Source organism: Streptomyces sp. NPDC048349 (assembly GCF_040651925.1).
GTDB lineage: Bacteria > Actinomycetota > Actinomycetes > Streptomycetales > Streptomycetaceae > Streptomyces.
This window is the reverse complement of the sequence record NZ_JBEZLA010000029.1, coordinates 1-24,425: the sequence shown is the minus strand read 5'-3', so window position 1 is coordinate 24,425 and position 24,425 is coordinate 1. Positions and strand designations below refer to the sequence as shown.

Genomic DNA, 24,425 nt, shown 5'->3' with positions numbered 1-24,425 from the left:
GGAGGCCTCCAGGTTGCGTGAATGGTGCGTGCAACGCGGGGAGACGGCCGGCTGTCGGATGGCGGTGGCCGGTGTCTCGAACCTCAGACGAGCAATGTCCTACTCCGTTTCGACGGCACGCGGATACTCGACGTGCGGGGCGCCGGGGTGCGCAACGATGCGCAGGGGCACGAACGAAACTACGGGCGGCCGCAGCCGCCCGCAATCGAATAAGGACCGGCCGGCGCTCAGCAGGTGTCGCGCATCAGCTCGGCCAGGCTGTGGTCCATGTCGAGGTACAGGTGTTCCAGCCCGGGCGGGACCACCGTCGAGGCGCGCTCCAGGAACCGGTGCAGCTCGGCGGTCGGCACCAGGATGATCGCGACGCCTTCCGGTGCGTGGAACTCGATGGTGGTGCGGTCGCCGTCGTACGGGCGCACGCGCACGTCGCCGCAGCCGGACGGGCGGTCCAGGCCGGACTCCAGCAGCTCGCGCGAGAACGTCCAGGAGACCTCGATGCCCTCCAGCGTGGCCGGGGCGGGGAAGGCCATGCGCACCGCGAACGGATCCGCCCGGTCGTAGCAGAGGGTGACGGGAACGGTCTCGACCTTCGGCGCGGTGGCGACCAGACGGGCCTGTACGGCCTGCTCGATGACAGTGATCAAGGCTCACTCCCTTGCGGCGGATCTGCTGCCGGGTTGTGGGGTGGAACCCGGCAACCCGATAGACGCCCGAATCGGCAAATCCGTGCATGGGGACTGACGTGAGCTGTGTCACCGATTGGCCGGAACCTGACTGTGTGATCGCACAGAGTGACCATGAGGCAGGTGTGGCCCCAAGAAGATCACCCTGACCGGGCAGGCTCCGGAGAGGTCGCAGAAGGGCTGGTTACCGCTCACTCCACAGGCGCAACGCACGGTCCCGCGTCTGCCTGCGGACCGGCGACCCGGCGGGCGACGCACCCTGGACGGGGAATCGGGCGTGCGTTAGCTTCCGGCGCCATGAGACTTCTGGGAGTTGGCATGTGCGCGGCAGCGTTGGCGGTGGGCTTACTGGCACCGCCCGCCCATGCGTCCGCGGCCGGAGGAACGGCGGACCTGCGCGGCGCGGGCTGGGCGCTGAAGGACACCGGCAAGGAGGTCCGGTTCCGCGGACTGGCGGCGGTCAGCCGGACCACGGCCTGGGTCGCCGGTTCCAAGGGCACCGTCCTGCGCACGATCGACGGCGGCCGCAGCTGGCAGGACGTCTCGCCGCCGGGTGCGGTCGCGGAGGGCCTGGAACTGCGCGACGTCGAGGCCTTCGACGCGCGGCGCGCGGTGGCCCTGTCCATCGGCGAGGGCGAGGCCTCCCGGGTGCTGCGCACCGAGGACGGCGGCGCCACCTGGACCGAGACCTTCCGCAACCCCGACCCCCGCGCCTTCTACGACTGCCTCACCTTCTTCGACGCCCGGCACGGGCTGGCCGTGAGCGACCCGGTGGACGGCAGGTTCCGCATCCTCTCCACGGACGACGGCGGGCGCAGCTGGCGGGTGCTGCCGGACACCGGGATGCCGCAGGCGCTGCCCGGCGAGGCCGGCTTCGCGGCGAGCGGCCAGTGTCTGGTCAGCGCCGGGCCGCGGGACGTCTGGCTGGCCACGGGCGGCGGGCCGGCCGCGCGGGTGCTGCACTCCGCGGACCGCGGCCTGACCTGGCGCGCCGCCGAATCGACCGTCCCGGCGGGAGACCCGGCGCGGGGCGTCTTCGCCCTCGCCTTCCGGGACCGTACGACGGGCCTCGCGGTCGGTGGCGACTACCGCACCGGGCAGGCCTCCCCGCAGGCCGCGGCCGTCTCCACCGACGGCGGGCGCAGCTGGCGCCAGGCGGCCGCCCCGCCGCCGGCCTACCGCTCCGGCGCCGCCTGGTATCCGTACGGCCGCGGCACGGCGCTGGCGGTGGGGCCGACGGGTACGGACCTCACGCAGGACGGCGGCCGCAGCTGGCGGACGCTGGACCCCGGGTCCTTCGACACGGTCGACTGCGCCCCGGACACCGGGTGCTGGGCCTCGGGGGAGAAGGGCCGGGTGGCCCGGCTGGAACGCCGCTGATCCGCCGGCCGGCGGGGCGCCCGTGGGCCACGATGCCCTCGGGGCGACCCCGCCGGCCGTCCGGACGCGACCGGGGTGCCGTGCCCGCCCGGCCGGAGGGACACCCCGTCAGGCCGCCGGGTTCTCGAGCCCCCCGACCGGCGGGACACCTCCGTCAGACCGCCGGGTTCTCGCGGACCGTGGCGAGGTCGGCCGAGGTCTTCGTGGCGAGGAACTCGGTGATGCGGTAGGCGCAGACGCCCGCCACCGTGAAGGGGTCCTCGGCCGCGATCTTCTCGATCTCGGCGCGGGACACCCCGCCGGCCAGGATCACGCCCCCGTCGCGCGGGACCTTGCGCCCCGAAGCGAGGAAGACGCCGGAGGCGTAGTAGCCGTCCAGCCAGGCGAAGTGCGCGTCTATGTGGTCTTCGACGGCTTCGATGGGCGCGGTGTAGGTGAGCTCCATGACGAACATGATCGCCAGGCTACTCTCGCTCCATCATGACGAGGACGAAGACCCCCGCCGACGAGGCCGAGGCCCGGGCGATACAGGACGAACTACGCCACCAGCTCGTGCTCACCGAGCCCGGCCCGCCGCCCGGCCAGGGCCTGGTCGCGGGCGTGGACGTCGCCTACGACGATGCCCGCGACCTGGTCGCCGCCGCGGCCGTGGTGCTCGACGCCGCCACTTTGGAGGTCGTCGAGGAGGCCACCGCCGTCGGGCACGTCAGCTTCCCCTACGTGCCGGGGCTGCTCGCCTTCCGCGAGCTGCCGACCGTACGGGACGCCCTCGACTCGCTGACCGCGCGGCCCGGCCTCGTCGTCTGCGACGGCTACGGGCTCGCCCACCCGCGGGGCTTCGGCCTGGCCTGCCACCTGGGCGTGGTCACCGGGCTCCCGGCCATCGGGGTCGCGAAGAACCCGTTCACCTTCACGTACGAGGAACCGGGCGGCCGGCGCGGTGACGCCGCCCCGCTGGTCGCCGCCGACGGAACCGAGGCCGGCCGGGCGCTGCGGACCCAGGACGGGATCAAGCCGGTGTTCGTCTCCGTCGGGCACCGCGTGTCGCTGGACAACGCCTGCGCCCACGTCCTCGCCCTCAGCCCCCGTTTCCGGATCCCGGAGACCACCCGGCACGCCGACTCCCTGTGCCGCCGCGCCCTGCGCGAGGCCGTGGGGTGACTCCCGCTCAGCGGGCGTCCGCCACCCGGAAGGTGATCCCGGCCTTCTGGAGGCGGGCCGTCAGCGCGTCGCCCATCGCCGCGGCCGTCGTCAGCTGTCCGGCGGCCGCCGGCAGGGCGTCGTAGGCCAGGCAGAGCGCCGACTCCGCCAGCATCTTCGCCGTCTCCCCGTAGCCCGGATCGCCGCCCGAGACCTCGGTGAGCACGCGCCGGCCGCCGCCCTCTCCCACGAAGCGCACGCTGAACCAGCTGCGGGCCCGGCGCTCCGCGTCCGGTCCGCGGCCCGGCTCCCAGCGGTCCATCAGCCACCGCCGGGCGGCGGGGACCTGGGCCAGGGCCGCCGTCACACCCACGGCCGCCACCCCGCCCACCGCGACCGGCAGGTGCTTGACCGAGGCGTAGTGCCGGTAGCGGAAGTCGGGGCCGTACCGCTCCAGTGCGGCCGCCGAGCGGGCCACGATCCGCGGGTCCAGCGTGGGCAGCGGCAGCGCCCAGGTGCCGGTCTCCCGGCTGAACCGCGGCGGTCCCACCGGCCCCCGCGCCCGGCGCCCCAGCAGCCGGGGCTCGTGCAGCCGACGGGCGTTAGCGGCGGCCAGCGTCTGGGGGCCGCGGCCCAGGGCGGTCAGGGCCGAGGCCAGCGTGCCGCCGGAGAACAGGGCGTTGGACCGCATGAACCCGTCGACCCGCAGCGGCACCCCCTCGGGCAGCTGTCCGACCGTGAAGTACGCCCCGAGGTCGGCCGGGACCGAGTCGAAGCCGCAGGCGTGCACGATCCGCGCCCCGGTCTCCCGGGCCCGCGCGTCGTGCTCCACGTACATCCGGTCCACGAACTCCGGCTCCCCGGTGAGGTCCACGTAATCCGTGCCCGCCTCGGCGCAGGCGGCGACCAGCTCCGCGCCGTACCAGACGTACGGGCCCACGGTGGTGGCCAGCACCCGGGTGGACGCGGCCAGTTCGCGCACCGCCGCGGCGTCCGAGGCGTCCGCCCGCAGCAGCGGCAGCCCGGCGCAGGCCGGGTCGATCGCGGCCAGCCTCTCGCGCAGCCGCTCGAGCTTGGCGAGGTCGCGGCCCGCGAGGGCCCAGCGGCAGCCGGCGGGGGCGTGCGCCGCGAGGTACTCGGCGGTCAGCGCCCCCACGAACCCCGTCGCGCCGAAGAGCACGACGTCGTGGGCCCGCTCCTGCGGTTGGTCCTGCCGAACCCGTGCGTTCATGACCGCTCCTCCCAGCTGGTGTCGGGGGCGAGGCTAGCGTGCGGGGGAAACGGGCAACGCCCCGGGGGACGGCCTGGACGGCCGTTCCCCGGGGCGCTGGATCCGCCGGCTGCCGGTGGGTCAGTTCTTGTCGTAGTAGCCGAACATGTCGACGATCATGTCGATGTCGTCGTCCGACTGGTTCCAGAAGTCGATGATGCCCGTGTTGCCCGTGCTCGCCTGCACCAGGTTCGGGACGGTCTTGCCCGCGGTGAAGTTGAGGGTGGACGAGTTGGGCGCGTCGGGCCAGGACGCCGACCCGTTGTCGTACTGCCAGCGGTAGTTCGGGTCCGGTGCGACCGCCACGAAGCCCGGTCCGGCCGTGTTGGTGGCGGTGGTGTTCAGCACGTAGCCGGTGTCGTCGGGCCACTTGGAGGCGAAGTCCACCCAGATGTAGTTGCGGCCCCACACCGGTCCGTAGACGGAGTCCGCGGGGTCGCGGGTGTCGAACACGCGCGTCGGCTTGAGGCGCAGGTACGCGCCCTCGCTGGCCAGGCTGTAGTAACCGACGACGTCGACGATCACGTCGGTGCCGGCCCAGGCGCCGTTGCGGATGTTGATCTTGCCGTCGGAGCCGACCGGGACGATCACCGAGTTGGCGATGGTCTGTCCGGCGGTGAAGTTCACGTTGGAGGCGCTCGGCGCCGCCTGGCCGCTCGGGTAGGCGGTCAGGTGACCGGCCTCGCGCGGGTTGGTGACGGTCACGTTGAGCGCGACGGCGGTGATCCCGGCGGGCACGCCGCGGCTGCCGCCGATCTGCAGGCCGAAGGACGCCTGCCCGGCGAGCTGGCCGCGCGCGGTGCCGAGGCCCTCGCGGGTGTCGGCGAAGCGGACCGGGGCGATGGGCGTGTAGCCGCTGGAGGCGGCCTTGGCGTAGTAGCCGGTGACGTCGGCGATCAGGTCGATCGACTCCCAGCCGCCGTTGTAGAGCTCGACGTAGCCGTCGGCGCCGACCGGCACGACCGCCAGGTTCGGCACGGTCTGGCCGGCGACGAAGTTGACGTTCGAGGTGATCGGACGCTCCGTGCCCGAGGGGAACGCCGTGACGTGGCCCCCGCTGGCGGTGTTGGTGACCGTGAGGTTCAGGACCACGGCCGTGACGCCCGCCGGGATCGAGCCGTTGCCGGCGATCTGCACGCGGGCCGTGGAGTACGGGGCGACCTTGGCCTTGGCGGCGCCGATGCCGCTGCGGGTGTCCAGCAGGCGGGTCGGGCCGTACGGGGTGAAGTCCGAGCCCGCGGTGATGATCTCGACCGAGTTGGAGACGGCGGTGCCGCTGGCGCGGTCCGTCGCGGTGACCGTGACGCTGTAGGTGCCCAGCTCCGCGTAGTTGTGCCGGGTGGTCATCGTCGTGCTGCCGTAGGCGGTCTCGTTGCTCGTGGTGCCGTCGCCCCAGTTGATGACGGCATCGACGTAGCGGCCCGGATCGCTGGTGACGGTGGTGTCCAGCTTCAGCGTGTGGGCGGACACGTTGGAGGCCGTCAGGCCCACGGCGAGGTTCGCGACGGCGTCCGCCGACTGCGCGGTGGCCTTGTCGCCGGCGGACGCGCGGACCGAGCGCTCGGCCGAGCTCTTGAAGGTCGTGAAGTTCTCCGCCGCGGCCTGGTGCAGCTCCGCGTCGGGCACGGATATGCCCTTCTTGCCCGGCGCGACCGGATCGGCCTCGGCCACCCCCGGGATGAGACCCACGCCCGCAGCCATGACGGCGGCGGAAATTACGAGTCGGCGATTGCGCACCGGCCCCCCCATTTTTCGTTTTTGAACTCGCTCAGGTTTGAAGCGTGCTCAGAGTACATAGCCTCGGGCCGCGCCGCGAGGACTTTGATCAGCGGTGGAAGGCTAGCGTGAGGTCCGACGCGATGTGGAGGCGCTGATGAAGGCTGCGGTGCGCACCTGGGAGGCGGTGCGGGAGTTCGCCCGCGGGCTTCCGGAGGCCGTGGAGGAGTATCCGTGGGGTCCCGAGGACTGCGTGGTGAAGGTCAACAAGAAGATCTTCGTCTTCCTCGGCAACGCCGACGGCCCGCAGCCGCCCGGCCTGTCCGTCAAGCTCAAGGACGAGGCGCTGCACGGGCACGCGATGTCCTCGCCGGGCGCGGAGCCCGCCGGCTACGGCCTGGGCCGGTCCGGCTGGGTCTCCGTCCCGCTGGGGGTGCAGGGCGCGCCCTCCGCGCAGGTCCTGTGCGAGTGGGTGGAGGAGAGCTACCGGACGGTGGCGCTCAAGCGGCACGTCAAGGAGCTGGACGCGCGGATCGAGGCAAATGGCTAAGCGCTTGCTCTTGTGCTGAGTGGAACGCGTTCCTAGCATCGCTGGTGTTACATCAGTTGTGTCACACCGTGCGGCTACGAATGCTGGGGGCTCGATGGCAGTGACAGGGACCGGCCCGCTCGCCGGAGTGCGCGTCGTGGAACTGGCGGGCATCGGCCCCGGGCCGTTCGCCGCCATGCTCCTGGCCGACCTGGGCGCGGACGTGGTCCGCGTGGACCGCCCGGGCGGCGGCGGGCTCGCGGTCGACCCGGCCTATGACGTGACCAACCGCAACAAGCGCTCCGTGCTGGTCGACCTCAAGTCCGCCGACGGGCCCGCCCGCGTGCTGGAGCTCGCCGAGCGCGCCGACGTGCTCATCGAGGGCCTGCGCCCGGGGGTCGCCGAGCGGCTGGGCGTCGGGCCGGCCGACTGCCACGCCCGCAACCCGAAGCTGGTCTACGGGCGGATGACCGGATGGGGCCAGCAGGGGCCGCTCGCCCCCACCGCCGGCCACGACATCGCGTACATCGCCGTCACCGGCGCCCTGGGCATGATCGGCAGCCCGGACGGGCCCCCGGCCGTCCCCGCCAACCTGGTCGGCGACTACGCGGGCGGCTCGCTCTACCTCGTCATCGGCGTCCTCGCCGCGCTCCAGCACGCCCGTACCCCCGGTGGCACGGGCCAGGTCGTCGACGCGGCCATCGTCGACGGGACCGCCCACCTCACCGCGATGATCCACGGCATGGTGGCGGCGGGCGGCTGGCAGGACCGGCGCGGGGTCAACCTGCTCGACGGCGGCTGCCCGTTCTACGGGACCTACGAGACCTCCGACGGCCAGTACATGGCGGTCGGCGCCCTGGAGCAGCAGTTCTACGACACCTTCGTGGACCTGCTCGGCATCGCGGAGCAGGCCCCGGCCCGCAAGGACCTCGCCCGCTGGGGCGAGCTGCGCGAGGCCGTCGCCGCACGCTTCAAGTCCCGTACCCGCGAGGAGTGGACGGCGGTCTTCGAGGGCACCGACGCGTGCGTGGCGCCGGTGCTCTCGCTGCGCGAGGCCCCGCACCACCCGCACCTCGCGGCCCGCGGGACCTTCACCGACCACGGCGGGATCACCCAGCCCGCGCCCGCCCCGCGCTTCTCCGCGACCCCGACCCGCGTGGCCCGCGGACCCGCCCTGCCCGGCGCGGACACCGCTTCCGTGGCCGCCGACTGGGACGTACCGGCCCTGCTCGGCAAGGAGGCGTGATGGAACTGTCGATGATGCTCGACTACACCGCAGACCCGCGCCGGGCCGCCGACCGGGCCGCGGCACTGGAGGCGGCCGGGCTGGACGCCGTGTGGGTCGCCGAGGCATGGGGCTTCGACTCCCCGACGATCATGGGGTACCTCGCCGCCCGCACGGAGCGGATGAAGATCGGCTCGGCGATCCTCAACGTCTACTCGCGCACCCCCGGCCTCATCGCCCAGACGGCCGCCGGCCTGGACGCGGTCTCCGGCGGCCGGGCGCTGCTCGGCCTCGGCGCCTCCGGGCCGCAGGTCGTGGAGGGGTGGCACGGCAAGCCGTACGACAAGCCGCTCGGCCGGACCCGCGAGACCGTCGAGCTGTGCCGCCGCATCTGGCGCCGCGAGACCATCGACCACCACGGCATCACCGACATGCCGCTGCCGCCCGGGAAGGGCGGCCGCCACGGCAAGCCGCTGAAGCTCCTGACCCGGCCGGTCCGCAGCGCCATCCCCGTCTACATCGCCTCCCTCGGCCCGGCCAACGTACGGCTGACGGCCGAGATCGCCGACGGCTGGCTGCCCACCCTCTTCATCCCGGAAAAGGCCCGCGAGGTGTGGGGAGCCCCGCTGGCGGAGGGTGCCGCCCGGCGCCCGCCCGAGCTCGGCCCGCTGCGGACCGTGGCGGGCGGCCTGCTCGCCATCGGCGAGGACGCGGCCGCGGCACGGGACCTCGCCCGCCCGCAGATCGCCCTGTACGTCGGCGGCATGGGCGCGGTCGGCAAGAACTTCTACAACGACCTCGCCGTGGCCTACGGCTACGAGGAGGAGGCCCGCACGATCCAGGAGCTCTACCTGGCGGGCCGCAAGCGCGACGCGGCGGCGGCCGTTCCGGACGAGTTCTGCGAGCTGATGACGCTGTGCGGCCCGGAGGGCTATGTCCGCGAGCGCATCGAGGCCTTCCGGGAGGCAGGGGTCACGATGCTCAACGTGACACCCGTCGGACCCGAACCCGCCCGCCTGATCGAGACCGTCAAGAACTGGCTTTAGGGAGCCCGCTGATGAAACGCCAGATCTTCGACGCCGACCACGAGGCGTTCCGCGAGACCGTCCGCACGTTCCTCGCCAAGGAGGTGCTGCCGCACTACGAGCAGTGGGAGAAGGACGGCATCGTCAGCCGCGGGGCCTGGCGGGCCGCGGGCCGGCAGGGGCTGCTGGGCCTCGCCGTCCCGGAGGAGTACGGGGGCGGCGGCAACCCGGACTTCCGCTACGCCGCGGTGATCGCCGAGGAGTTCACCCGGGCGGGCGCTCCCGGACTCGCCATCGGCCTGCACAACGACATCATCGGGCCCTACCTGACCTCGCTGGCCACGGAGGAGCAAAAGCGCCGCTGGCTGCCCGGCTTCTGCTCGGGCGAGACCATCACCGCCATCGCGATGACCGAACCGGGCGCCGGCTCCGACCTCCAGGGGATCCGCACCAGCGCCGAGGACCGGGGCGACCACTGGGTGCTGAACGGCTCCAAGACCTTCATCTCCAACGGCATCCTCGCCGACCTGGTGATCGTGGTCGCCAAGACCACGCCCGAGGGCGGGGCCCACGGACTGTCGTTGCTGGTCGTCGAACGCGGCATGGAGGGCTTCGAGCGCGGCCGCAACCTCGACAAGATCGGTCAGAAGTCCCAGGACACCGCCGAGCTGTTCTTCCACGACGTCCGCGTCCCCAAGGAAAACCTGCTCGGCGAGCTGAACGGCGCCTTCGTCCACCTGATGACCAACCTCGCGCAGGAACGGATGGGCATCGCGATGGCCGCCATCGCGGCCGCCGAGCACCTGCTGGAGATCACCACCCAGTACGTCAAGGAGCGCGAGGCCTTCGGCCGGCCGCTGTCCAGGCTCCAGCACATCCGCTTCGAGATCGCGGAGATGGCCACCGAGTGCGCGGTCACCCGCACCTTCCTCGACCGCTGCATCACGGACCACTCGCAGGGCGAACTGGATCACGTGCACGCCTCGATGGCCAAGTGGTGGGCCACCGAGCTCCAGAAGCGGGTCGCCGACCGCTGCCTGCAACTCCATGGCGGATACGGATACATGACCGAATACCGGGTCGCGCGGGCCTTCACCGACGGCCGCATCCAGACCATCTACGGCGGCACGACCGAGATCATGAAAGAGATCATCGGCCGCTCCCTCCTCGGCTAAGACCCCGACCTCCCGAAAGGCTTGACCAGTGAGCACCGAAGCTTACGTATACGACGCGATCCGCACCCCGCGCGGCCGCGGCAAGGCCAACGGCGCCCTGCACGGCACCAAGCCGATCGACTTGGTCGTCGGCCTCATCCACGCCCTGCGCGAGCGCAACCCGGGCCTGGACCCCGCCGACATCGACGACATCGTGCTCGGCGTCGTCGGCCCGGTCGGCGACCAGGGCTCCGACATCGCCCGGATCGCCGCCATCGCCGCCGGCCTCCCCGACACCGTGGCGGGCGTGCAGGAGAACCGCTTCTGTGCCTCCGGCCTGGAGGCCGTCAACCTGGCCGCCGCCAAGGTCCGCTCCGGCTGGGAGGACCTGGTCCTGGCGGGCGGCGTGGAGTCCATGTCCCGCGTCCCGATGGCCTCCGACGGCGGTGCCTGGTTCAACGACCCCATGACCAACTGGGACGTCAACTTCGTCCCGCAGGGTATCGGAGCCGACCTGATCGCCACCATCGGGGGATTCTCCCGGCGCGACGTGGACGAGTACGCGGCCCTCTCCCAGGAGCGGGCCGCCGCGGCCATCAAGGACGGGCGCTTCGCGAAGTCCGTGGTCCCCGTCACCGACCGCAACGGCCTGGTCGTCCTGGACCACGACGAGTTCGTCCGCCCGGGCACGACCGCGGACACCCTCGCCAAGCTCAAGCCCTCCTTCGCGGACATCGGCGAACTCGGCGGCTTCGACGCTGTCGCCCTGCAGAAGTACCACTGGGTCGAGAAGATCGACCACGTCCACCACGCGGGCAACTCCTCCGGCATCGTCGACGGCGCCTCGCTCGTCGCCATCGGCTCCCGCGAGGCGGGGGAGCGCGGCGGGCTCACGCCGCGCGCCCGGATCGTCTCGGCGGCCGTCTCCGGCTCCGAGCCCACCATCATGCTCACCGGCCCCGCCCCCGCCGCCCGCAAGGCCCTCTCCAAGGCCGGCCTGACCATCGACGACATCGACCTGATCGAGATCAACGAGGCCTTCGCGGGCGTCGTCCTGCGCTTCGTCGCGGACATGGGCGTCTCCCTCGACAAGGTCAACGTCAATGGCGGGGCCATCGCGCTCGGACACCCCCTCGGCGCCACCGGCGCGATGATCCTCGGCACGGTCGTCGACGAACTGGAGCGCCAGGACAAGCGCTACGGGCTCGTCACCCTCTGCGTCGGCGGCGGCATGGGCGTCGCCACCATCGTCGAGCGCCTCTGAACCGTCCTGTATCCCCCGACCCCTCCGACACGGAAGTAGCGAACATGAGCGAGTCCACCACGATCCGCTGGGAACAGGACGAGACCGGCATCGTCACCCTGGTCCTCGACGACCCCGACCAGTCCGCCAACACGATGAACCAGGCCTTCAAGGACTCCATCGCGGCCATTGCCGACCGCGCCGAGGCCGAGAAGGACTCCATCCGCGGCATCATCTACACCTCCGCCAAGAAGACCTTCTTCGCGGGCGGCGACCTCAAGGACATGGTCCGGCTGCGCCCCGAGCACGCGCAGCTCGCCTTCGACACCGGCACCGAGATCAAGCGCTCCCTGCGCCGCATCGAGACCCTCGGCAAGCCCGTGGTCGCCGCCATCAACGGCGCCGCCCTGGGCGGCGGTTACGAGATCTGCCTCGCCTCCCACCACCGCGTCGCCCTCGACGCCCCCGGCTCCAAGATCGGCCTGCCCGAGGTCACCCTCGGCCTCCTGCCGGCCGGCGGCGGCGTCACCCGCACCGTGCGCCTGATGGGCATCGCCGACGCGCTGCTCAAGGTCCTGCTCCAGGGCACCCAGTACAACCCGCAGCGCGCCCTGGAGAACGGCCTGGTCCACGAACTGGCCGCGACCCCCGAGGAGATGCTCGCCAAGGCCCGCGCCTTCATCGACGCGAACCCCGAGTCCAAGCAGCCCTGGGACGTACCCGGCTACAAGATCCCGGGCGGCACCCCGTCCAACCCGCGGTTCGCCGCCAACCTCCCGGCTTTCCCGGCCAACCTGAAGAAGCAGCTGAACGGGGCCCCGTACCCGGCCCCGCGCAACATCCTGGCCTGCGCCGTCGAGGGCACCCAGGTGGACTTCGAGACCGCGCTGACCATCGAGGCCCGCTACTTCACCGAGCTGGTCACCGGCCAGACCGCCAAGAACATGATCCAGGCGTTCTTCTTCGACCTCCAGGCCGTGAACGCCGGCCGCAGCCGCCCGCAGGGGATCGGGTCCCGCCCGGTCCGCAAGGTCGCCGTCCTCGGCGCGGGCATGATGGGCGCGGGCATCGCCTACTCCTGCGCCCGCGCGGGCATCGAGGTGGTGCTCAAGGACGTCAGCGCCGAGGCCGCCGCCAAGGGCAAGGCGTACTCCGAGAAGCTGCTCGACAAGGCCCTCTCCCGCGGCCGCACCACCGAGGCCCAGCGCGCCGAGCTGCTCGCCCGGATCACGCCCACCGCCGACGCGGCCGACCTGGCGGGCTGTGACGCCGTCATCGAGGCCGTCTTCGAGGACACCGCCCTCAAGCACACGGTGTTCCAGGAGATCCAGGACGTCGTCGCGCCGGACGCGCTGCTCTGCTCCAACACCTCCACGCTGCCCATTACGGGCCTCGCGGAAGGGGTGTCGCGCGCCGCGGACTTCATCGGCCTGCACTTCTTCTCGCCGGTCGACAAGATGCCCCTGGTCGAGATCATCAAGGGCGAGCGGACCGGGGACGAGGCCGTCGCCCGCGCCTTCGACCTGGTCCGCCAGATCAACAAGACCCCGATCGTGGTCAACGACTCGCGCGGGTTCTTCACCTCGCGCGTCATCGGCCAGTTCATCAACGAGGGCGTGGCCATGGTCGGCGAGGGCATCGAGCCCGCCTCGATCGAGCAGGCCGCCGCCCAGGCCGGCTACCCGGCCAAGGTGCTCTCGCTGATGGACGAGCTCACCCTCACCCTCCCGCGCAAGATCCGCAACGAGACCCGCAAGGCCTTCGAGGCCGAGGGCCGCGCGTGGGCCGAGCACCCGGCCGACGGGGTCATCGACCGGATGGTCGACGAGTTCGGCCGCCCCGGGCGCAGCGGCGGGGCCGGCTTCTACGCGTACGACGAGGCGGGCAAGCGCGCGGGCATCTGGCCCGGCCTGCGCGAGCACTTCACCAAGCCGGGGTACGAGATCCCGTTCGAGGACATGAAGGAGCGGATGCTCTTCTCCGAGGCGCTGGACACCGTCCGCTGCCTCGACGAAGGCGTGCTCACCTCCATCGCCGACGCGAACATCGGCTCGATCATGGGCATCGGCTTCCCGGCCTGGACCGGCGGCGTGATCCAGTACATCAACGGCTACGAGGGCGGCCTGCCGGGCTTCGTGGCCCGGGCGCGCGAGCTCGCCACCACGTACGGGGAGCGCTTCACCCCGCCGGCCTCCCTCGTGGCGAAGGCCGAGCGGGGCGAGACGTACAGCGACTAGTGCGGGGTCCGGGAAGGCCGGCCGCTCCGGCCGGCCTTCCCCCGCCGTGGCGGTCAGGGCAGGGTCCAGAACCGCTCCGTCACGAGGTAGAAGACGGCGGCCCAGAACCCGAGCGCCGCGGTGACGATGCCGAGGCCGACGAGGTTGGTCCGCACCGCGGACTCCTCCGGTGCGGGCCACAGCCACCGCTTGAGCAGCCGGTTCACGTAGTGGGGCATCGTGAGGAAGCTCATGGTGAAGCTCGACAGCAGGTTTCCCACGAGCAGCCCCAGCCAGAACGGCATGCCCAGCGGATGCAGGAGGAGCGTCAGCAGCACGACCGTCGGGTAGAGGCCGACCCAGACGGCGAGGGAGGTCTTGGTCTCCGAGGGCGGCGCGGCGGGACTGCCGTTCTCCTCGAAGGCGAACCAGCTGCCGAACGAGTTGTCGATCGTGCGCAGGGTGAAGTCGTGGAACCTCTCCCCCTCGGCGAGGACCTCCCGCCGCTTCTCCGAGGTCAGCCAGGCGTCGAGGTGCTCGGCGTTGTCGTAGCGGTACAGGGTGGTCCATTCGTCCTGGAGGCCCTCGATGGGGCGGAAGATCTCGGTGCCGCGGAACCCCTCGAACCTGCCCTCCTCCCGGCTCATGCGGCGCTGCCACGCGAGGAAGTCCTCGACCTGGTCCGGGCGGACGCGGTGGGTCACCACGACGGTCACGAGCGGGTCCGTCGGCTGGGTACCTCCGCTGATCACCTGCTGGGTCGCGGGACCGTCGAAGTACTTCTCGCCGATGTCGAGCAGCCGCTGCCGGGTGGCGCTGTTGAGCCACGCCTGCAGGTGCGCCACCGAGTCGAACCGGTAGACGACGACCCAGTCGGGTTGCAGCGCCGTCGGCGGGGACACCTCGGCGCCCAGGTGCCCGGGGTAGCGGGCGGCGGCGGCGTTGACGTCCTCCTGCCACCGGGCGTACTCCCGCTCCATGCCGGGCCGGACCGTGCGGCCGATGATGACGGTCGCCGCCGTGTCCGACCGGTTCCCGGTGGTCATCGCCTGCGGCCCGTCGCCGCCGGCCGGCCCTCGCCCAGCCGGCTGTAGATCCTCTCCGGCGTAAGGGGCAGCTCGCGGTAGCGGACGCCGGTGGCGTCGCGCAGGGCGTTCGCCAGCGCGGGGGCCACCGGGTTGATGCAGCACTCCGCCATGCCCTTCGCCCGCATGGGGCCGGCGGAGTCCGAGGAGCCCACCAGGAGCAGTTCGGTGCGGGGGACGTCGGCGTAGGCAGGGATCCGGTAGTTGCGCAGGCTGGGGTTGGCCATGGCGCCGTCCGCGTCCATCCGGAAGTTCTCCGTCAGCGCGAATCCGATGCCCTGGGCGACACCGCCGTCCACCTGGCCGCGGACCTGCTCCGGGTTGATGACCACACCGGCGTCGGCGGCGTGGACGCTGTAGAGGATGCGGATCTCGCCCGTCATCCGGTGGACGGCGACGCGGAAGCCCTGGGTGTTGGAGGTGACGCTGCGGGGCGAGCCGTAGGCCTTGCGGGCGGCGGTGAAACGGATCCCGCGGGCCCGGGCCAGGGCGACGAGCTCGGCCAGCGGGACGCGCTCGTCCCCGCAGACGACGTGGTCGTCGTCCATCGAGCACATCACCGGGTGGACGCCCGTGTGCGCGGCGGCGAACTCCAGGATGCGGTCGCGCACCGCGCCCGCGGCCCGGAGCACCGCATTGCCCGCGACGAAGAGTCCGGCGCTCGCGAAGGCGCCCGTGTCGAATCCCGTGCGGTCGGTGTCGGACTGCACCAGGCGGATCCGCGACGGCGTCGTGCCCAGCTGGTGGGCGGCGATCTGGACGTGGGCGGTCGAGGTGCCCTCCCCGAATTCGACGGTGCCCACGGCCAGTTCGTACACGAGGTCATCGCCGAGCGTGAGCCAGGCCTCGGAGATGTGCTCGGTCGGCGGCGCGGTCTCGTGCAGGGAGGAGGCCACGCCGACGCCGACGAGCCACCCCGGGCCGGGGGAGGGCTGGTCGGCCGTACGGGCCAGGGCGCCGGCCACGAGGTCGATGCACTTGGCGAGCCCGTCCTCGTTGAACATCACGTCGTCGGGGCCTTCGTGCATCGCGACGAGCTGATCGCCGGGGCGCACGATGTTGCGGCGGCGCAGTTCGAGCGGATCCATGTGCAGGGCCAGGGCCAGCTCGTCCATCGCGCACTCCACGGCGAAGGCCGGCTGGGTCATTCCGTAGCCGCGCAGTGCGCCGCTGGGAACGGTGTTGGTGTAGACCGAGTAGGCGTCGTACTTCTTGTTGGGGCAGCGGTAGGCCATGACGGCGGCGCCGCCCGCGTAGAGGGTCTCGCCGCCGTGGTTGCCGTAGGCGCCCGTGTTGGACACGTTGCGGACCTGGAAGGCGGTGAGCGTGCCGTCCGCCTTCGCACCGAGCGTGACCGTCAGCTTCATCGGGTGCCGGGGCGAGGCCGTGGTGAACTCCTCCTCGCGCGTGTACTCGAAGCAGACGGGCCGCCCCGTGTCCAGGGCGGCGAGCGCCGCCAGGTCCTCCGAGATGACCTCCTGCTTGCCGCCGAAACCGCCGCCGACGCGCTTGCTGAACACGCGCACCTGGTCCGGGCGCAGTGCGAACAGGTAGGAGAGTTTGGCCTTCGCGATCGAGGGGGACTGCGAACTGGTGCGGACGTTCAGCCTGCCGTCCTCCATCCAGGCGATGGAGCCGTGGGTCTCGAGGTGCGCGTGCTGCACCCGCGGTGAGGAGTACGTGGCCTCGTGGACCACGTCGGCCGTGGCGAACCCCGCGTCGACGTCGCCGATGTGCGAGTGGATCTCCAGCAGCAGGTTGTGGACGCAGTCCCGGACGAACGGATCGTGCGAGCAGTGCAGTTGGGGTGCCCCGTCGGCCATGGCGGCCTCGGGGTCGAAGACCGCGGGCAGCACCTCGTACTCCACGCGGAGCCTGCGGCAGCCTTCCTCGGCCGCCCCGACCGTGTCGGCGAGGACGACGGCCACGCGCTGGCCGACGAAGCGGACCGTGTCGTCGAGGACGTAGGTGTCGTCCGGATCGACCAGGTGGTCGGTGTGGATCGCGGTGGTGAACCGCCTGCGCGGCACGTCCTGCCACGTGTAGACGCGGTGCACACCGGGGACCGCGAGCGCCGCGGACCGGTCGATCGAGAGGATGCGGGCGTGCGCGTGCGGCGAGTGCAGCACTTTGAGGTGCAGCATGCCTTCCCGTTGCGTGTCCATCGTGAACTCGGCCCGGCCGGTCACCACGTCCTCGGCCGCCGGCGCGCCGACGCTCGTCCCGACGGTCTTTCCGGGCGCGGCGCTCTGCACGGCGCTCACGCCCCTCACCGCGTCCTCGATCGACCGGTAGCCGGTGCAACGGCAGAGGTTCCCCTTCAACGCCCGTGGCAGGTCCGCCTTCTGGGCCTCGGTGAACGTCGCCGCAGTCATGATCATCCCCGCGGTGCAGAAACCGCACTGGAACCCCGGGGCGTCGCGGAAGCGCCGCTGCACCGGATGCAGGTCGCCGGGTGCGCCGAGGCCCTCGATCGTGGTCACCTCGCGGCCGTCCGCACGGAAGGCGGGGGTGATGCAGCTGTGCACCGGCGCCCCGTCCATCCACACCGTGCACGCACCGCAGTCGCCCGCGTCGCACCCCTTCTTGACGCCGAAGTGGCCCAGTGCGCGCAGGAAGGTGCGCAGACACTGGCCGGGGGCCGGTTCCTCGTCGAAGCTCCGTCCGTTCACCCGGTACGTCATGCCGCGCTCTTGGCGATGAGTTCGCCGCGGATCTCCTCGGCGAAGTGCCGTGTCAGATGGCGCCGGTGGTCGGGGGTCCCGTTGGGGTCGGCGAACCAGACGTCGGCGGGGATCGCGTCGATGCTCTGCCGCAGGGTGCCGGCATCGGGCATGGAGGCGAAGGCGAACCGCACCGGGCGCGTGGTGCCGGCGGTGACGGTGAGCAGCAGATCGCTCGTCCCGGGTGTGTGCGTACCGATCAGGAACACGGTCGAGCGGCCCAGGCGGGTCAGTGAGAAGCGGCGGTGCGCGCAGCGTTTGCGCAGGGCGTGCGCCGGAATCTCGACGCGGCGCAGCAGCTCCCCGGGCGCGAGCACGTTCCGGTTGTTCCCGGTCACGAAGCCGAGGGCGTCCACGGTGCGCACGGACCCGTCGGGGGCCCACAGTTCGTAGCGCGCCTCCAGCGCGACCGTGAGGGTGATCATCGGTCCCGCCGGCAGGGACAGGCAGATGTTCCCGCCGACGGTGGCCGCGTTCCACACCTTGAACGAGGAGAGGAAGGCCTCGCAGGACGCCGGGATGAGCCCGGCCGCGGGCCAGTCCTGCGGTGGCGCGAAGGCGTACAGCTCGCGGATGGTGCACGTGGCCCCGATCTCGAGGCCGGCGCCGCTCGGGACGAGCGGCTCCCAGGGCAGCGACGTCAGGTCGACGAGGCGGCGCAGGCCCGGCTGCTCGGCGGAGAACAGCCAGGTGCCGCCCGCGAGCCAGGCGTCCCCCTCGCGCCAGTGCACCCCCGGCCGGTCCGCCGGCCGGCGCACGACGTCGGTGATGGTGTTGAGGTCCATGGAAGCGATCTCCCTCACGGAGGCGCTCGTGCACTGCTCGACCGTGCACTGCTCGACGGAGGCACGGCGGGGCGCGGAAAGGCGTTTCCAGCCTACCCAGAAGGGGTCGGGGCCGCTCGGTCAGGAGCCCTCGGCCGCTGTGCCGCCGCCGGAGACGAAAGCCGCCCGCAGTTCCTCCCGCAGCGAGCGCTGGAAGGCCGTCACCAGCGCCTGCACCACCATCGGCTGCATGTGCGCGGAGAGCGCCTTCATCGACTCCACCCGCTCCGGATCGCTCTCGCCCCGCGTGAACGGCCCCCACACCTCGTCGCGGAACAGCGCCGTCAGCTCGTGCGCCGCCGACCTGGTGTGTTCCACCAGCACCGTGCGCGCCGCCAGGATCGTCTCGTGCGCGATCGGTACGTCGAGCAGCGCGACCCCCAGCCGCAGCAGCCCGACGTCCACCCGGAAGCCGTCCCCCGAGGCGGCGAGCACGTTCATCGCCGCCAGCCGCCGCACGTCCGTGTCCGACAGGCTCCGCCCCGCCCGCTTCTCCAGCTCCGCCCGGGAGATCTCCTGGGCTGCGTCCGGAGCCCAACTGGCCACCAGGGCACGGTGGATCGCCAGATCGTGGGCGCTCAGATCGTCGGGCAGCGCGTCCAGGTAGCGCTCGATGGCGGACAGCGTCATGCCCTGGTGCTGCAACTCCTCGATCAGCGCCAGCCGTGAGAGGTGCTCCGGGCCGTAGTGCCCCACACGACGAGGGCCGATCACGGGAGGGGGCAAAAGCCCGCGCGTGCTGTAGAACCGTACGGTGCGGACGGTGACGCCCGCCCGGGCCGCCAGCTCGTCCACGGTGAGCATCGGCTCGGGTGCCTGGTCGGCCATCGTCTGCGCCTCGCTCTCTGCTCCACAGCTTGGGTTCAACAGTATTGCTGTCGCACCAACGATGTGAAACGGCCAGGAGCTGCCCATGACCACGAACCTGCGACTGCCCGGACGACCCGAGGAGCTCACCCTCCCCGCCCTGCTGGCCCGCAACGCCGCCGAGTACGGCGAACTGCCCGCCCTCTCGTGGCGCGCCGGCCCCGAAGCGGCCCCGTGGACGACCCTCACCTGGAGCGAGGTGCGCCGCCAGGTGTCCGTCCTCGCCTCCGGATACGCCGCCCTCGGGGTCGAGCGCGGCGAGCACGTGCTGATGATGATGGGCAACCGCCCCGAGCACTGGCTGAGCGACCTCGCCCTCGTCCACCTCGGCGCCGTCCCCGTCACCGTGTACGGGACCTCCGCGCCCGAGCAGATCGCCCACATCGCCCGCCACAGCCGGGCCAGGGTGGCCGTCGTCGAGGGCGCCCGCGAGCTCGTCCGGTGGGAGCCGCTGCTGGCCGAGGCCGACGTGCCCCTGGAACGGCTGGTCGTGGCCGAGGCCGCGCAGGCCGGCCCGCACCGCAGCTACGGCTCCCTGTACGCGAGCGGCGCCCGGCTGCACCGCGCCGACGCCTTCGAGAAGGGCTGGCAGGAGACCGACCCGGAGGACCCGCTGACCGTCGTCTACACCTCCGGCACCACCGGTGACCCCAAGGGCGTCCGCCTCACCCACCGCAACCTCATGCTCCAGGCGGTGCGCCTGGACCGCAACGTCGAGCTGCCCGAGCACGCCGAGCACATCTGCTACCTGCCCTTCGCGCACATCGCGGAGCGGGTCCTCGGCATCTACCTGCCGCTGCTGCGCGCCGCGCACGTACGGCTGTGCGCCGACCCGGCCGCCGTGGCCGGGGTGGTCCGCGAACTGCGCCCGGTGCAGTTCTTCGGCGTGCCCCGGGTCTGGGAGAAGCTCGCCGCCGGGGTCAAGGCGGTCCTGGGGACGCTGCCCGAGGAGCAGCGCGCGGCCATCGGGGCCGCGAACGACCTCGCCCGGGCCCGCGCCGGCCACCGGGAGCGCGGGGTGGAGGTACCGGCGGCGCTCGAAGCCTCGTACGCCACCGCGAAGGAGCGCGTGCTGGACCCGCTGCTGCGCCTGGCCGGGCTGGACCGCCTCGTCTGGACGGCGAGCGCCACGGCCCCGATGCCGATCGACGTGGTGCGCTTCTGGGCGGGCTGGGGGATCACCATCATGGACGCCTGGGGCCTGACCGAGACCTCCGGCGTGTGCACGGTCAACAGCCCGTCCGGCTTCCGGCTGGGTTCGGTGGGCCGCCCGATCGAGGGGCTCGAGCTGCGGCTCGCCGGGGACGGGGAGATCCTGACCCGCGGCGAGACCGTCTTCGGCGGCTACCTGCGGCCCGACGGCTCGGTGGAGAGCGCGGCGGACGACGAGGGCTGGTTCCCGACCGGGGACATCGGCCGGCTCGACGAGGACGGGTTCCTCTGGCTGACCGACCGCAAGAAGGAGCTGATCATCACCTCCAACGGCAAGAACGTCTCGCCGGCACTGGTGGAGAACACCGTCAAGGAGCACCCGCTGATCGGCCAGGCCCTGGTCCACGGCGACGGCCGCTCCTACCTGGTCGCCCTGCTGGTCCTGGACCCGGAGCTGGCCCCCGCGTGGGCGGCGGCCCGGGGCATCGGGGCCGCCTCCCTCGCCGAGCTCGCCGAGGACCCCGCCGTCCGGGCGGAGATCGCCCGCGCCGTGGAGGACGCCAACGCGCGGCTCAACCGGACCGAGCAGATCAAGCGGTACCGGGTGCTCACCGAGGAGTGGGGACCCGACTCGGGGGAGCTCACCCCCTCGCTGAAGCTGCGCCGGCGGGTGGTCCGGCAGAAGTACGGCTCCCTGATCGACGCCCTCTACGAGGCTCCGTAACCCGGGACCCCCCTGGTCCGGTGGGGCGCACCCGCGGCGCGCCCCACCGGACCGAGGCGGAGCGGGGCCGCGGCCAGGCGGAACGGCACAGCTCGAAGGTCTCGTCCGCCTGGACGATCAGCAGCTTCGGCCGACGGGGGACGACCGGTCGGGGCTGGTCCTGCAGATCAGGACTCGTCGGGCTCCGGCACCAGGAACCCACGTACCGGTTGAGGCCCCCGTCGGTCCGGCTCGGCCTGCTGCTCACGGAGCTCCGCCACCACGTCGTCGTACCTGGGATCGATCCACTCGCTCATGCCCGGAGCCTACGCCTCAGCCCTTGGGCTTCGGGATGATGACGATGGGCCCCTCCGGGCCCGAGTGCTGGCAGTTCGCTGCCACGAGGACCGTGGTGTCGGCCGGTCCTCGCCACAGGCCGCGGTCGACTGCATAGCCGGCCGCTTCGATCGCGGCGATCGTGCGCTCGATGGTGCCGTTCGAGCGGCGGCCCGGGTCGGGGCGTTCCGGGATGTGGTGGACGAAGCCGCCGAGCCGCGCGCACAGACTCTGGTAGAGGCCGGTGTGCAGGATCAGGGCGTGCCACCCCTCGTCGACCACGCGGGAGGGGACGAGGCCGCCCTTGGTGCGCGCGGCGGTGGCGAGGAAGGCGAGTGCCTCGACCAGGATGCGGCCCGCGACGAGGGGGCCCATCCCTGGGTTGTTGTCCAGGATGGTGTGCGTCACCGCGGTGAAGTCGGCGTCGGAGAGCAGGGCGCGGGGCGTGGTCGGTGCGGCGACCAGCGTGGTGCTGCCGGAGTACGCGGGGGGTGGCGGGGTCTCGCCCCTGCCGGCGCTGCACGGCGGGGGCGGGTACGGACTGGACATGGTGTCTCCCTCGATCGTGTGCAGGAATGTGCGGGCCCGCCCTCGGCTGGGGCGGGAGTCCTGGTGAGTCGTGCCGGCGACGAGCGCGGCAAGGACGCCGAGCACGATCAGCACGTACAAGACCTGCCGAACGTGCCGTGCTTGCTCACCGGCCAGCCGCCTCGATGTTGTCCACCGCGGTGGTCATCTCCAGTCCGGACGGAAGCCGGATGTACGCAAGGTCCATGAGGCGTTCGAACCCGGTGTCGGAGACGTTCTCCGTGACGACGGCCATCAGCTCGCCCTCGGAGCCGGAGGCGATGTCGCGGACGCGCTTGCGGAGTAGGCGGTGGGGCTGGTGTTCACCCATCGGACGGCCTCCTGTCGGCGCCGGTGAACCGCTCCCAGCCGACCCGCGCCCGGTCGAGGAGTCGGCGCTGGGCGCGCCGACCGCGCGGACCCCTGAAGGTGTGCCGCCCGGGGTGTCGATGCTGCGCACGCCGTGGGTGCAGTGAGACGTTGTGCCGCTGGTCATGGGGTCACTCCCTACCGTCATCAGCGGGTGGTGAGACGATCCTAGGAAGCTGTTCTTCGCGCGAGAACTGACCAACAGTGCGGGTAATTTGGGAGCTTCAGCTGTCGGAGGAGGCGCCATGGGGAGTGACGGCCGGAGCACCCTGACCCGCGGTCAGGGAACACCTCACCGCGGTCGCACCGGCATAGTGTCCGGCTACATCTTCCGCGTGATCCGCGAGCAGCTCGGCCACACGCAGGACTCACTGGCTGAGGCCTTTCGGGTGTCTACCGACACGGTCGCGGGCTGGGAATCGGGACGACGCCCTTTGACGTCGCTCGCCGTGGGGCAAATGCTCGCCTACCGACATCGACTCCTCCGCATGGGCGTGCGCCCCGTCTTGCTCTGCGCCCTCGACAACGGCTTGGAAGCAGACGTGCTCCTCGGGAGCCTCCTCGACGACGGGCCCACCACTGACAGCCCTCTCGGCGCCCGGGTGCTGCAGCGCGACCTCGTCGAGGTACTGGCCTGGCCACTCAACGGGATCACTCCTGAGCCCATGAGAGACCTCGACCTCTCAGCCCGGCCTCGGCGTGGCCCAGCCCCCGCCCGGCCCCAGCTGTCAGCGGATGACCGACGCCAGTTCTTCCGGCGGGTGAGGCGCACGGCCGAGGAGGCCCGTGGCGGCGACTTCCTTCTCCGCCGCCAAGCCCTCTACCTTGCCGGATACGACGATGCGTCCGACACGCCGAGGTGGCTCGGCCGGCAGCAGCACGCTGAACGACCGGACGACTGGCTGACCCGCTGGCTTGCTGCGAGGTCGATCGCCGCCGTCGCGGCCCGGCAGGGGGACCGGGACCGCATGCAGCACTTCATCACCACAACCCTGGAGGACGACGACGCGGGTGAAGCGGCGAACCTGAACTACTGGGCGTACTGGATCGGCGAGTCCTCCCACCTCCAGCCGTCAGACGAGTTCATCGCCACCACCGGCACGCCCTCCTGGCACGGCCACAAACTGCTCCAGCACCTGGCTACCGGACTGGACCCCGACCATGGCTTCTTCGACCTGAATGTGCACACGCTCTGGGCCCTGCTGGCCGCCCGTCCGGGTCTGCTCCGCGCCTCCGCTGCCGGGAGCTCCCTGCGTCACCGTCTGCCCATGCTGTTGGATGGCACCGAGCCCACGACGCGCGCGCGTCGAGAACTCGAAGGTATTCGATACGCCATCCGCCTGGCCGAGGCGTGAGAAGGAGAACACACGTGGCTGACGACCTGTCCGCGGTAGCGCGCTTCCTCTTCGAGGCGGGCACCCTGAAGAACGCGGCCCGCACGGGCTGGTGGATGGCCGGCGTCAAGCACCCCGAAAGCGTCGCCGAGCACTCGTGGCGGACCTCTCTCATCGCGTCGATCATCGCGAAGCTGGAGGGTGCCGATCCGGCGCGAGCCGCGTTTCTCGCCGTGTGGCACGACACCCAGGAGTCCCGCACCGGGGATGTGAACCACCTCGGGAAGAAGTACTCGACGGGCGCCGACGCCGAGGCCGTGACCGCCGACCAGACGGCGGGCATGCCCGAGTTGCTGGCTGCGACGATCCAGGAACTCGTCGCCGAGTACGAGGGCAAGGACTCTGCCGAGGCCGTCTGTGCGCGCGACGCCGACAAGCTGGAGTGCCTGTTGCAGGGCATCGAGTACCGAGCGCAGGGCTACGAGGCGGCGCAGCGGTGGATCGACAACAGTCAGGGCAGGCTCACGACCGAGACCGGCCGGAGACTCGCCGACGAACTGCTGGGACAGGGAACTCTCGATTGGCTGCGGGCCGCAGTCGGGGAGAAGAGCTGACCCCTCCGACGCACGGATGTGCCCCCTCCCGCCCGCAGGCGAGAGGGGGCACCGGCTTTGAGGATCGTGAGGAAGGCGCTGGTGGAGGTCTGCGCCACCGAACCTGGAGCGTCCCACCGGTGCCCGTCACACGGAGTACGCCACGGGGGCAGGACGGCCTGCTTGCCCGCGGGTGCTAGGGCGTGTCCGCAATGTCGATCGGTCGTTACTCCGTTCGTGGTGCGACGTCATGAACTGACCGATCAGGCATGGGAAATCATCGGACCGCTA

At 71.9% G+C, this 24,425-nt stretch carries 22 protein-coding genes; 11 read left to right on the top strand and 11 right to left on the bottom strand.

Translation table 11 applies throughout. The features are described from left to right. Positions 1 to 227: 227 nt before the first annotated feature. Positions 228 to 644, bottom strand: a complete 417-nt coding sequence (locus AB0D44_RS17670; protein WP_362591277.1) for an SsgA family sporulation/cell division regulator — start codon at positions 642 to 644, stop codon at positions 228 to 230. Positions 645 to 980: 336 nt separating this feature from the next. Between AB0D44_RS17670 and AB0D44_RS17665 the strand changes: the two genes are divergently transcribed. Further along, entirely contained in the window at positions 981 to 2,063 is a 1,083-nt protein-coding gene (locus AB0D44_RS17665) for an oxidoreductase (RefSeq protein ID WP_362591275.1), read from the top strand. A 154-nt stretch (positions 2,064 to 2,217) separates the two neighbouring features. Here the strand turns inward: AB0D44_RS17665 and AB0D44_RS17660 are convergent, their stop codons facing one another. Then, positions 2,218 to 2,517 (bottom strand): YciI family protein, encoded by a 300-nt coding sequence (locus tag AB0D44_RS17660; RefSeq protein WP_362591272.1) that lies wholly within the window; start codon positions 2,515 to 2,517, stop codon positions 2,218 to 2,220. 26 nt (positions 2,518 to 2,543) lie between these two features. Between AB0D44_RS17660 and AB0D44_RS17655 the strand changes: the two genes are divergently transcribed. Further along, positions 2,544 to 3,224 (top strand): endonuclease V, encoded by a 681-nt coding sequence (locus AB0D44_RS17655; protein ID WP_362591270.1) that lies wholly within the window; start codon positions 2,544 to 2,546, stop codon positions 3,222 to 3,224. Positions 3,225 to 3,231: 7 nt separating this feature from the next. Here AB0D44_RS17655 and AB0D44_RS17650 read toward each other — a convergent pair whose 3' ends face one another. Together AB0D44_RS17650 and AB0D44_RS17645 are read right to left on the bottom strand one after the other, a co-directional pair. Continuing rightward, positions 3,232 to 4,434, bottom strand: a complete 1,203-nt coding sequence (locus AB0D44_RS17650; protein WP_362591267.1) for a saccharopine dehydrogenase NADP-binding domain-containing protein — start codon at positions 4,432 to 4,434, stop codon at positions 3,232 to 3,234. Positions 4,435 to 4,554: 120 nt separating this feature from the next. Continuing rightward, positions 4,555 to 6,162 (bottom strand): hypothetical protein, encoded by a 1,608-nt coding sequence (locus AB0D44_RS17645; protein WP_362591264.1) that lies wholly within the window; start codon positions 6,160 to 6,162, stop codon positions 4,555 to 4,557. 184 nt (positions 6,163 to 6,346) lie between these two features. Between AB0D44_RS17645 and AB0D44_RS17640 the strand changes: the two genes are divergently transcribed. The 6 genes from AB0D44_RS17640 (at position 6,347) to AB0D44_RS17615 (ending at position 13,602) form a co-directional block, all read left to right on the top strand. Beyond that, the gene (locus AB0D44_RS17640; RefSeq protein WP_362591262.1) at positions 6,347 to 6,739 is read left to right on the top strand and encodes an MmcQ/YjbR family DNA-binding protein; all 393 of its coding nucleotides are present in this window, start codon (positions 6,347 to 6,349) and stop codon (positions 6,737 to 6,739) included. Positions 6,740 to 6,833: 94 nt separating this feature from the next. Continuing rightward, on the top strand, positions 6,834 to 7,964 hold the full coding sequence (locus tag AB0D44_RS17635) for a CaiB/BaiF CoA-transferase family protein (RefSeq protein WP_362591259.1): 1,131 nt from the start codon (positions 6,834 to 6,836) through the stop codon (positions 7,962 to 7,964). Next, positions 7,964 to 8,989, top strand: coding sequence for an LLM class F420-dependent oxidoreductase (locus tag AB0D44_RS17630; protein ID WP_362591257.1), 1,026 nt, complete (start codon positions 7,964 to 7,966; stop codon positions 8,987 to 8,989). Before AB0D44_RS17635 ends, AB0D44_RS17630 begins: the two co-directional genes overlap by 1 nt. A gap of 11 nt (positions 8,990 to 9,000) precedes the next feature. Next, positions 9,001 to 10,143, top strand: coding sequence for an acyl-CoA dehydrogenase family protein (locus AB0D44_RS17625; protein ID WP_362591254.1), 1,143 nt, complete (start codon positions 9,001 to 9,003; stop codon positions 10,141 to 10,143). Positions 10,144 to 10,171: 28 nt separating this feature from the next. Next, the gene (locus AB0D44_RS17620) at positions 10,172 to 11,386 is read left to right on the top strand and encodes an acetyl-CoA C-acetyltransferase (protein ID WP_362591251.1); all 1,215 of its coding nucleotides are present in this window, start codon (positions 10,172 to 10,174) and stop codon (positions 11,384 to 11,386) included. Between the two features lie 44 nt (positions 11,387 to 11,430). Beyond that, positions 11,431 to 13,602, top strand: a complete 2,172-nt coding sequence (locus AB0D44_RS17615; protein WP_362591248.1) for a 3-hydroxyacyl-CoA dehydrogenase NAD-binding domain-containing protein — start codon at positions 11,431 to 11,433, stop codon at positions 13,600 to 13,602. A 53-nt stretch (positions 13,603 to 13,655) separates the two neighbouring features. On the opposite strand, the gene AB0D44_RS17610 is transcribed toward AB0D44_RS17615, so the two are convergent. The 4 genes from AB0D44_RS17610 to AB0D44_RS17595 all read right to left on the bottom strand — a co-directional run bounded on the left by AB0D44_RS17610 (position 13,656) and on the right by AB0D44_RS17595 (position 19,041). Further along, a complete protein-coding gene (locus tag AB0D44_RS17610) occupies positions 13,656 to 14,627 on the bottom strand; it encodes an antibiotic biosynthesis monooxygenase (RefSeq protein WP_362591245.1) in 972 nt (323 codons plus the stop codon). Continuing rightward, positions 14,624 to 17,350 (bottom strand): molybdopterin cofactor-binding domain-containing protein, encoded by a 2,727-nt coding sequence (locus AB0D44_RS17605; protein ID WP_362591242.1) that lies wholly within the window; start codon positions 17,348 to 17,350, stop codon positions 14,624 to 14,626. The genes AB0D44_RS17610 and AB0D44_RS17605 overlap by 4 nt, the downstream gene beginning before the upstream one ends. Continuing rightward, positions 17,347 to 18,174 carry an FAD binding domain-containing protein gene (locus tag AB0D44_RS17600; RefSeq protein ID WP_362591240.1) on the bottom strand — a complete coding sequence of 276 codons (828 nt, stop codon included), beginning with the start codon at positions 18,172 to 18,174 and terminating at the stop codon, positions 17,347 to 17,349. The genes AB0D44_RS17605 and AB0D44_RS17600 overlap by 4 nt, the downstream gene beginning before the upstream one ends. 120 nt (positions 18,175 to 18,294) lie before the next feature. Continuing rightward, entirely contained in the window at positions 18,295 to 19,041 is a 747-nt protein-coding gene (locus tag AB0D44_RS17595; protein WP_362591238.1) for a MerR family transcriptional regulator, read from the bottom strand. An 85-nt stretch (positions 19,042 to 19,126) separates the two neighbouring features. Here AB0D44_RS17595 and AB0D44_RS17590 point away from each other — a divergent pair, with 85 nt between their 5' ends. Next, a complete protein-coding gene (locus AB0D44_RS17590; RefSeq protein ID WP_362591236.1) occupies positions 19,127 to 20,956 on the top strand; it encodes an AMP-dependent synthetase/ligase in 1,830 nt (609 codons plus the stop codon). Positions 20,957 to 21,123: 167 nt separating this feature from the next. Here the strand turns inward: AB0D44_RS17590 and AB0D44_RS17585 are convergent, their stop codons facing one another. The 3 genes from AB0D44_RS17585 to AB0D44_RS17575 all read right to left on the bottom strand — a co-directional run bounded on the left by AB0D44_RS17585 (position 21,124) and on the right by AB0D44_RS17575 (position 22,169). After that, a complete protein-coding gene (locus tag AB0D44_RS17585; RefSeq protein WP_362591233.1) occupies positions 21,124 to 21,252 on the bottom strand; it encodes a hypothetical protein in 129 nt (42 codons plus the stop codon). A 16-nt stretch (positions 21,253 to 21,268) separates the two neighbouring features. Then, positions 21,269 to 21,820 carry a hypothetical protein gene (locus AB0D44_RS17580; RefSeq protein WP_362591230.1) on the bottom strand — a complete coding sequence of 184 codons (552 nt, stop codon included), beginning with the start codon at positions 21,818 to 21,820 and terminating at the stop codon, positions 21,269 to 21,271. Between the two features lie 145 nt (positions 21,821 to 21,965). Continuing rightward, positions 21,966 to 22,169, bottom strand: a complete 204-nt coding sequence (locus tag AB0D44_RS17575) for a hypothetical protein (RefSeq protein WP_362591228.1) — start codon at positions 22,167 to 22,169, stop codon at positions 21,966 to 21,968. A gap of 283 nt (positions 22,170 to 22,452) precedes the next feature. Here AB0D44_RS17575 and AB0D44_RS17570 point away from each other — a divergent pair, with 283 nt between their 5' ends. Further along, positions 22,453 to 23,562 (top strand): helix-turn-helix domain-containing protein, encoded by a 1,110-nt coding sequence (locus AB0D44_RS17570; protein ID WP_362591225.1) that lies wholly within the window; start codon positions 22,453 to 22,455, stop codon positions 23,560 to 23,562. A gap of 14 nt (positions 23,563 to 23,576) precedes the next feature. Next, positions 23,577 to 24,155, top strand: a complete 579-nt coding sequence (locus AB0D44_RS17565) for an HD domain-containing protein (RefSeq protein ID WP_362591222.1) — start codon at positions 23,577 to 23,579, stop codon at positions 24,153 to 24,155. Positions 24,156 to 24,425 lie beyond the last annotated feature (270 nt).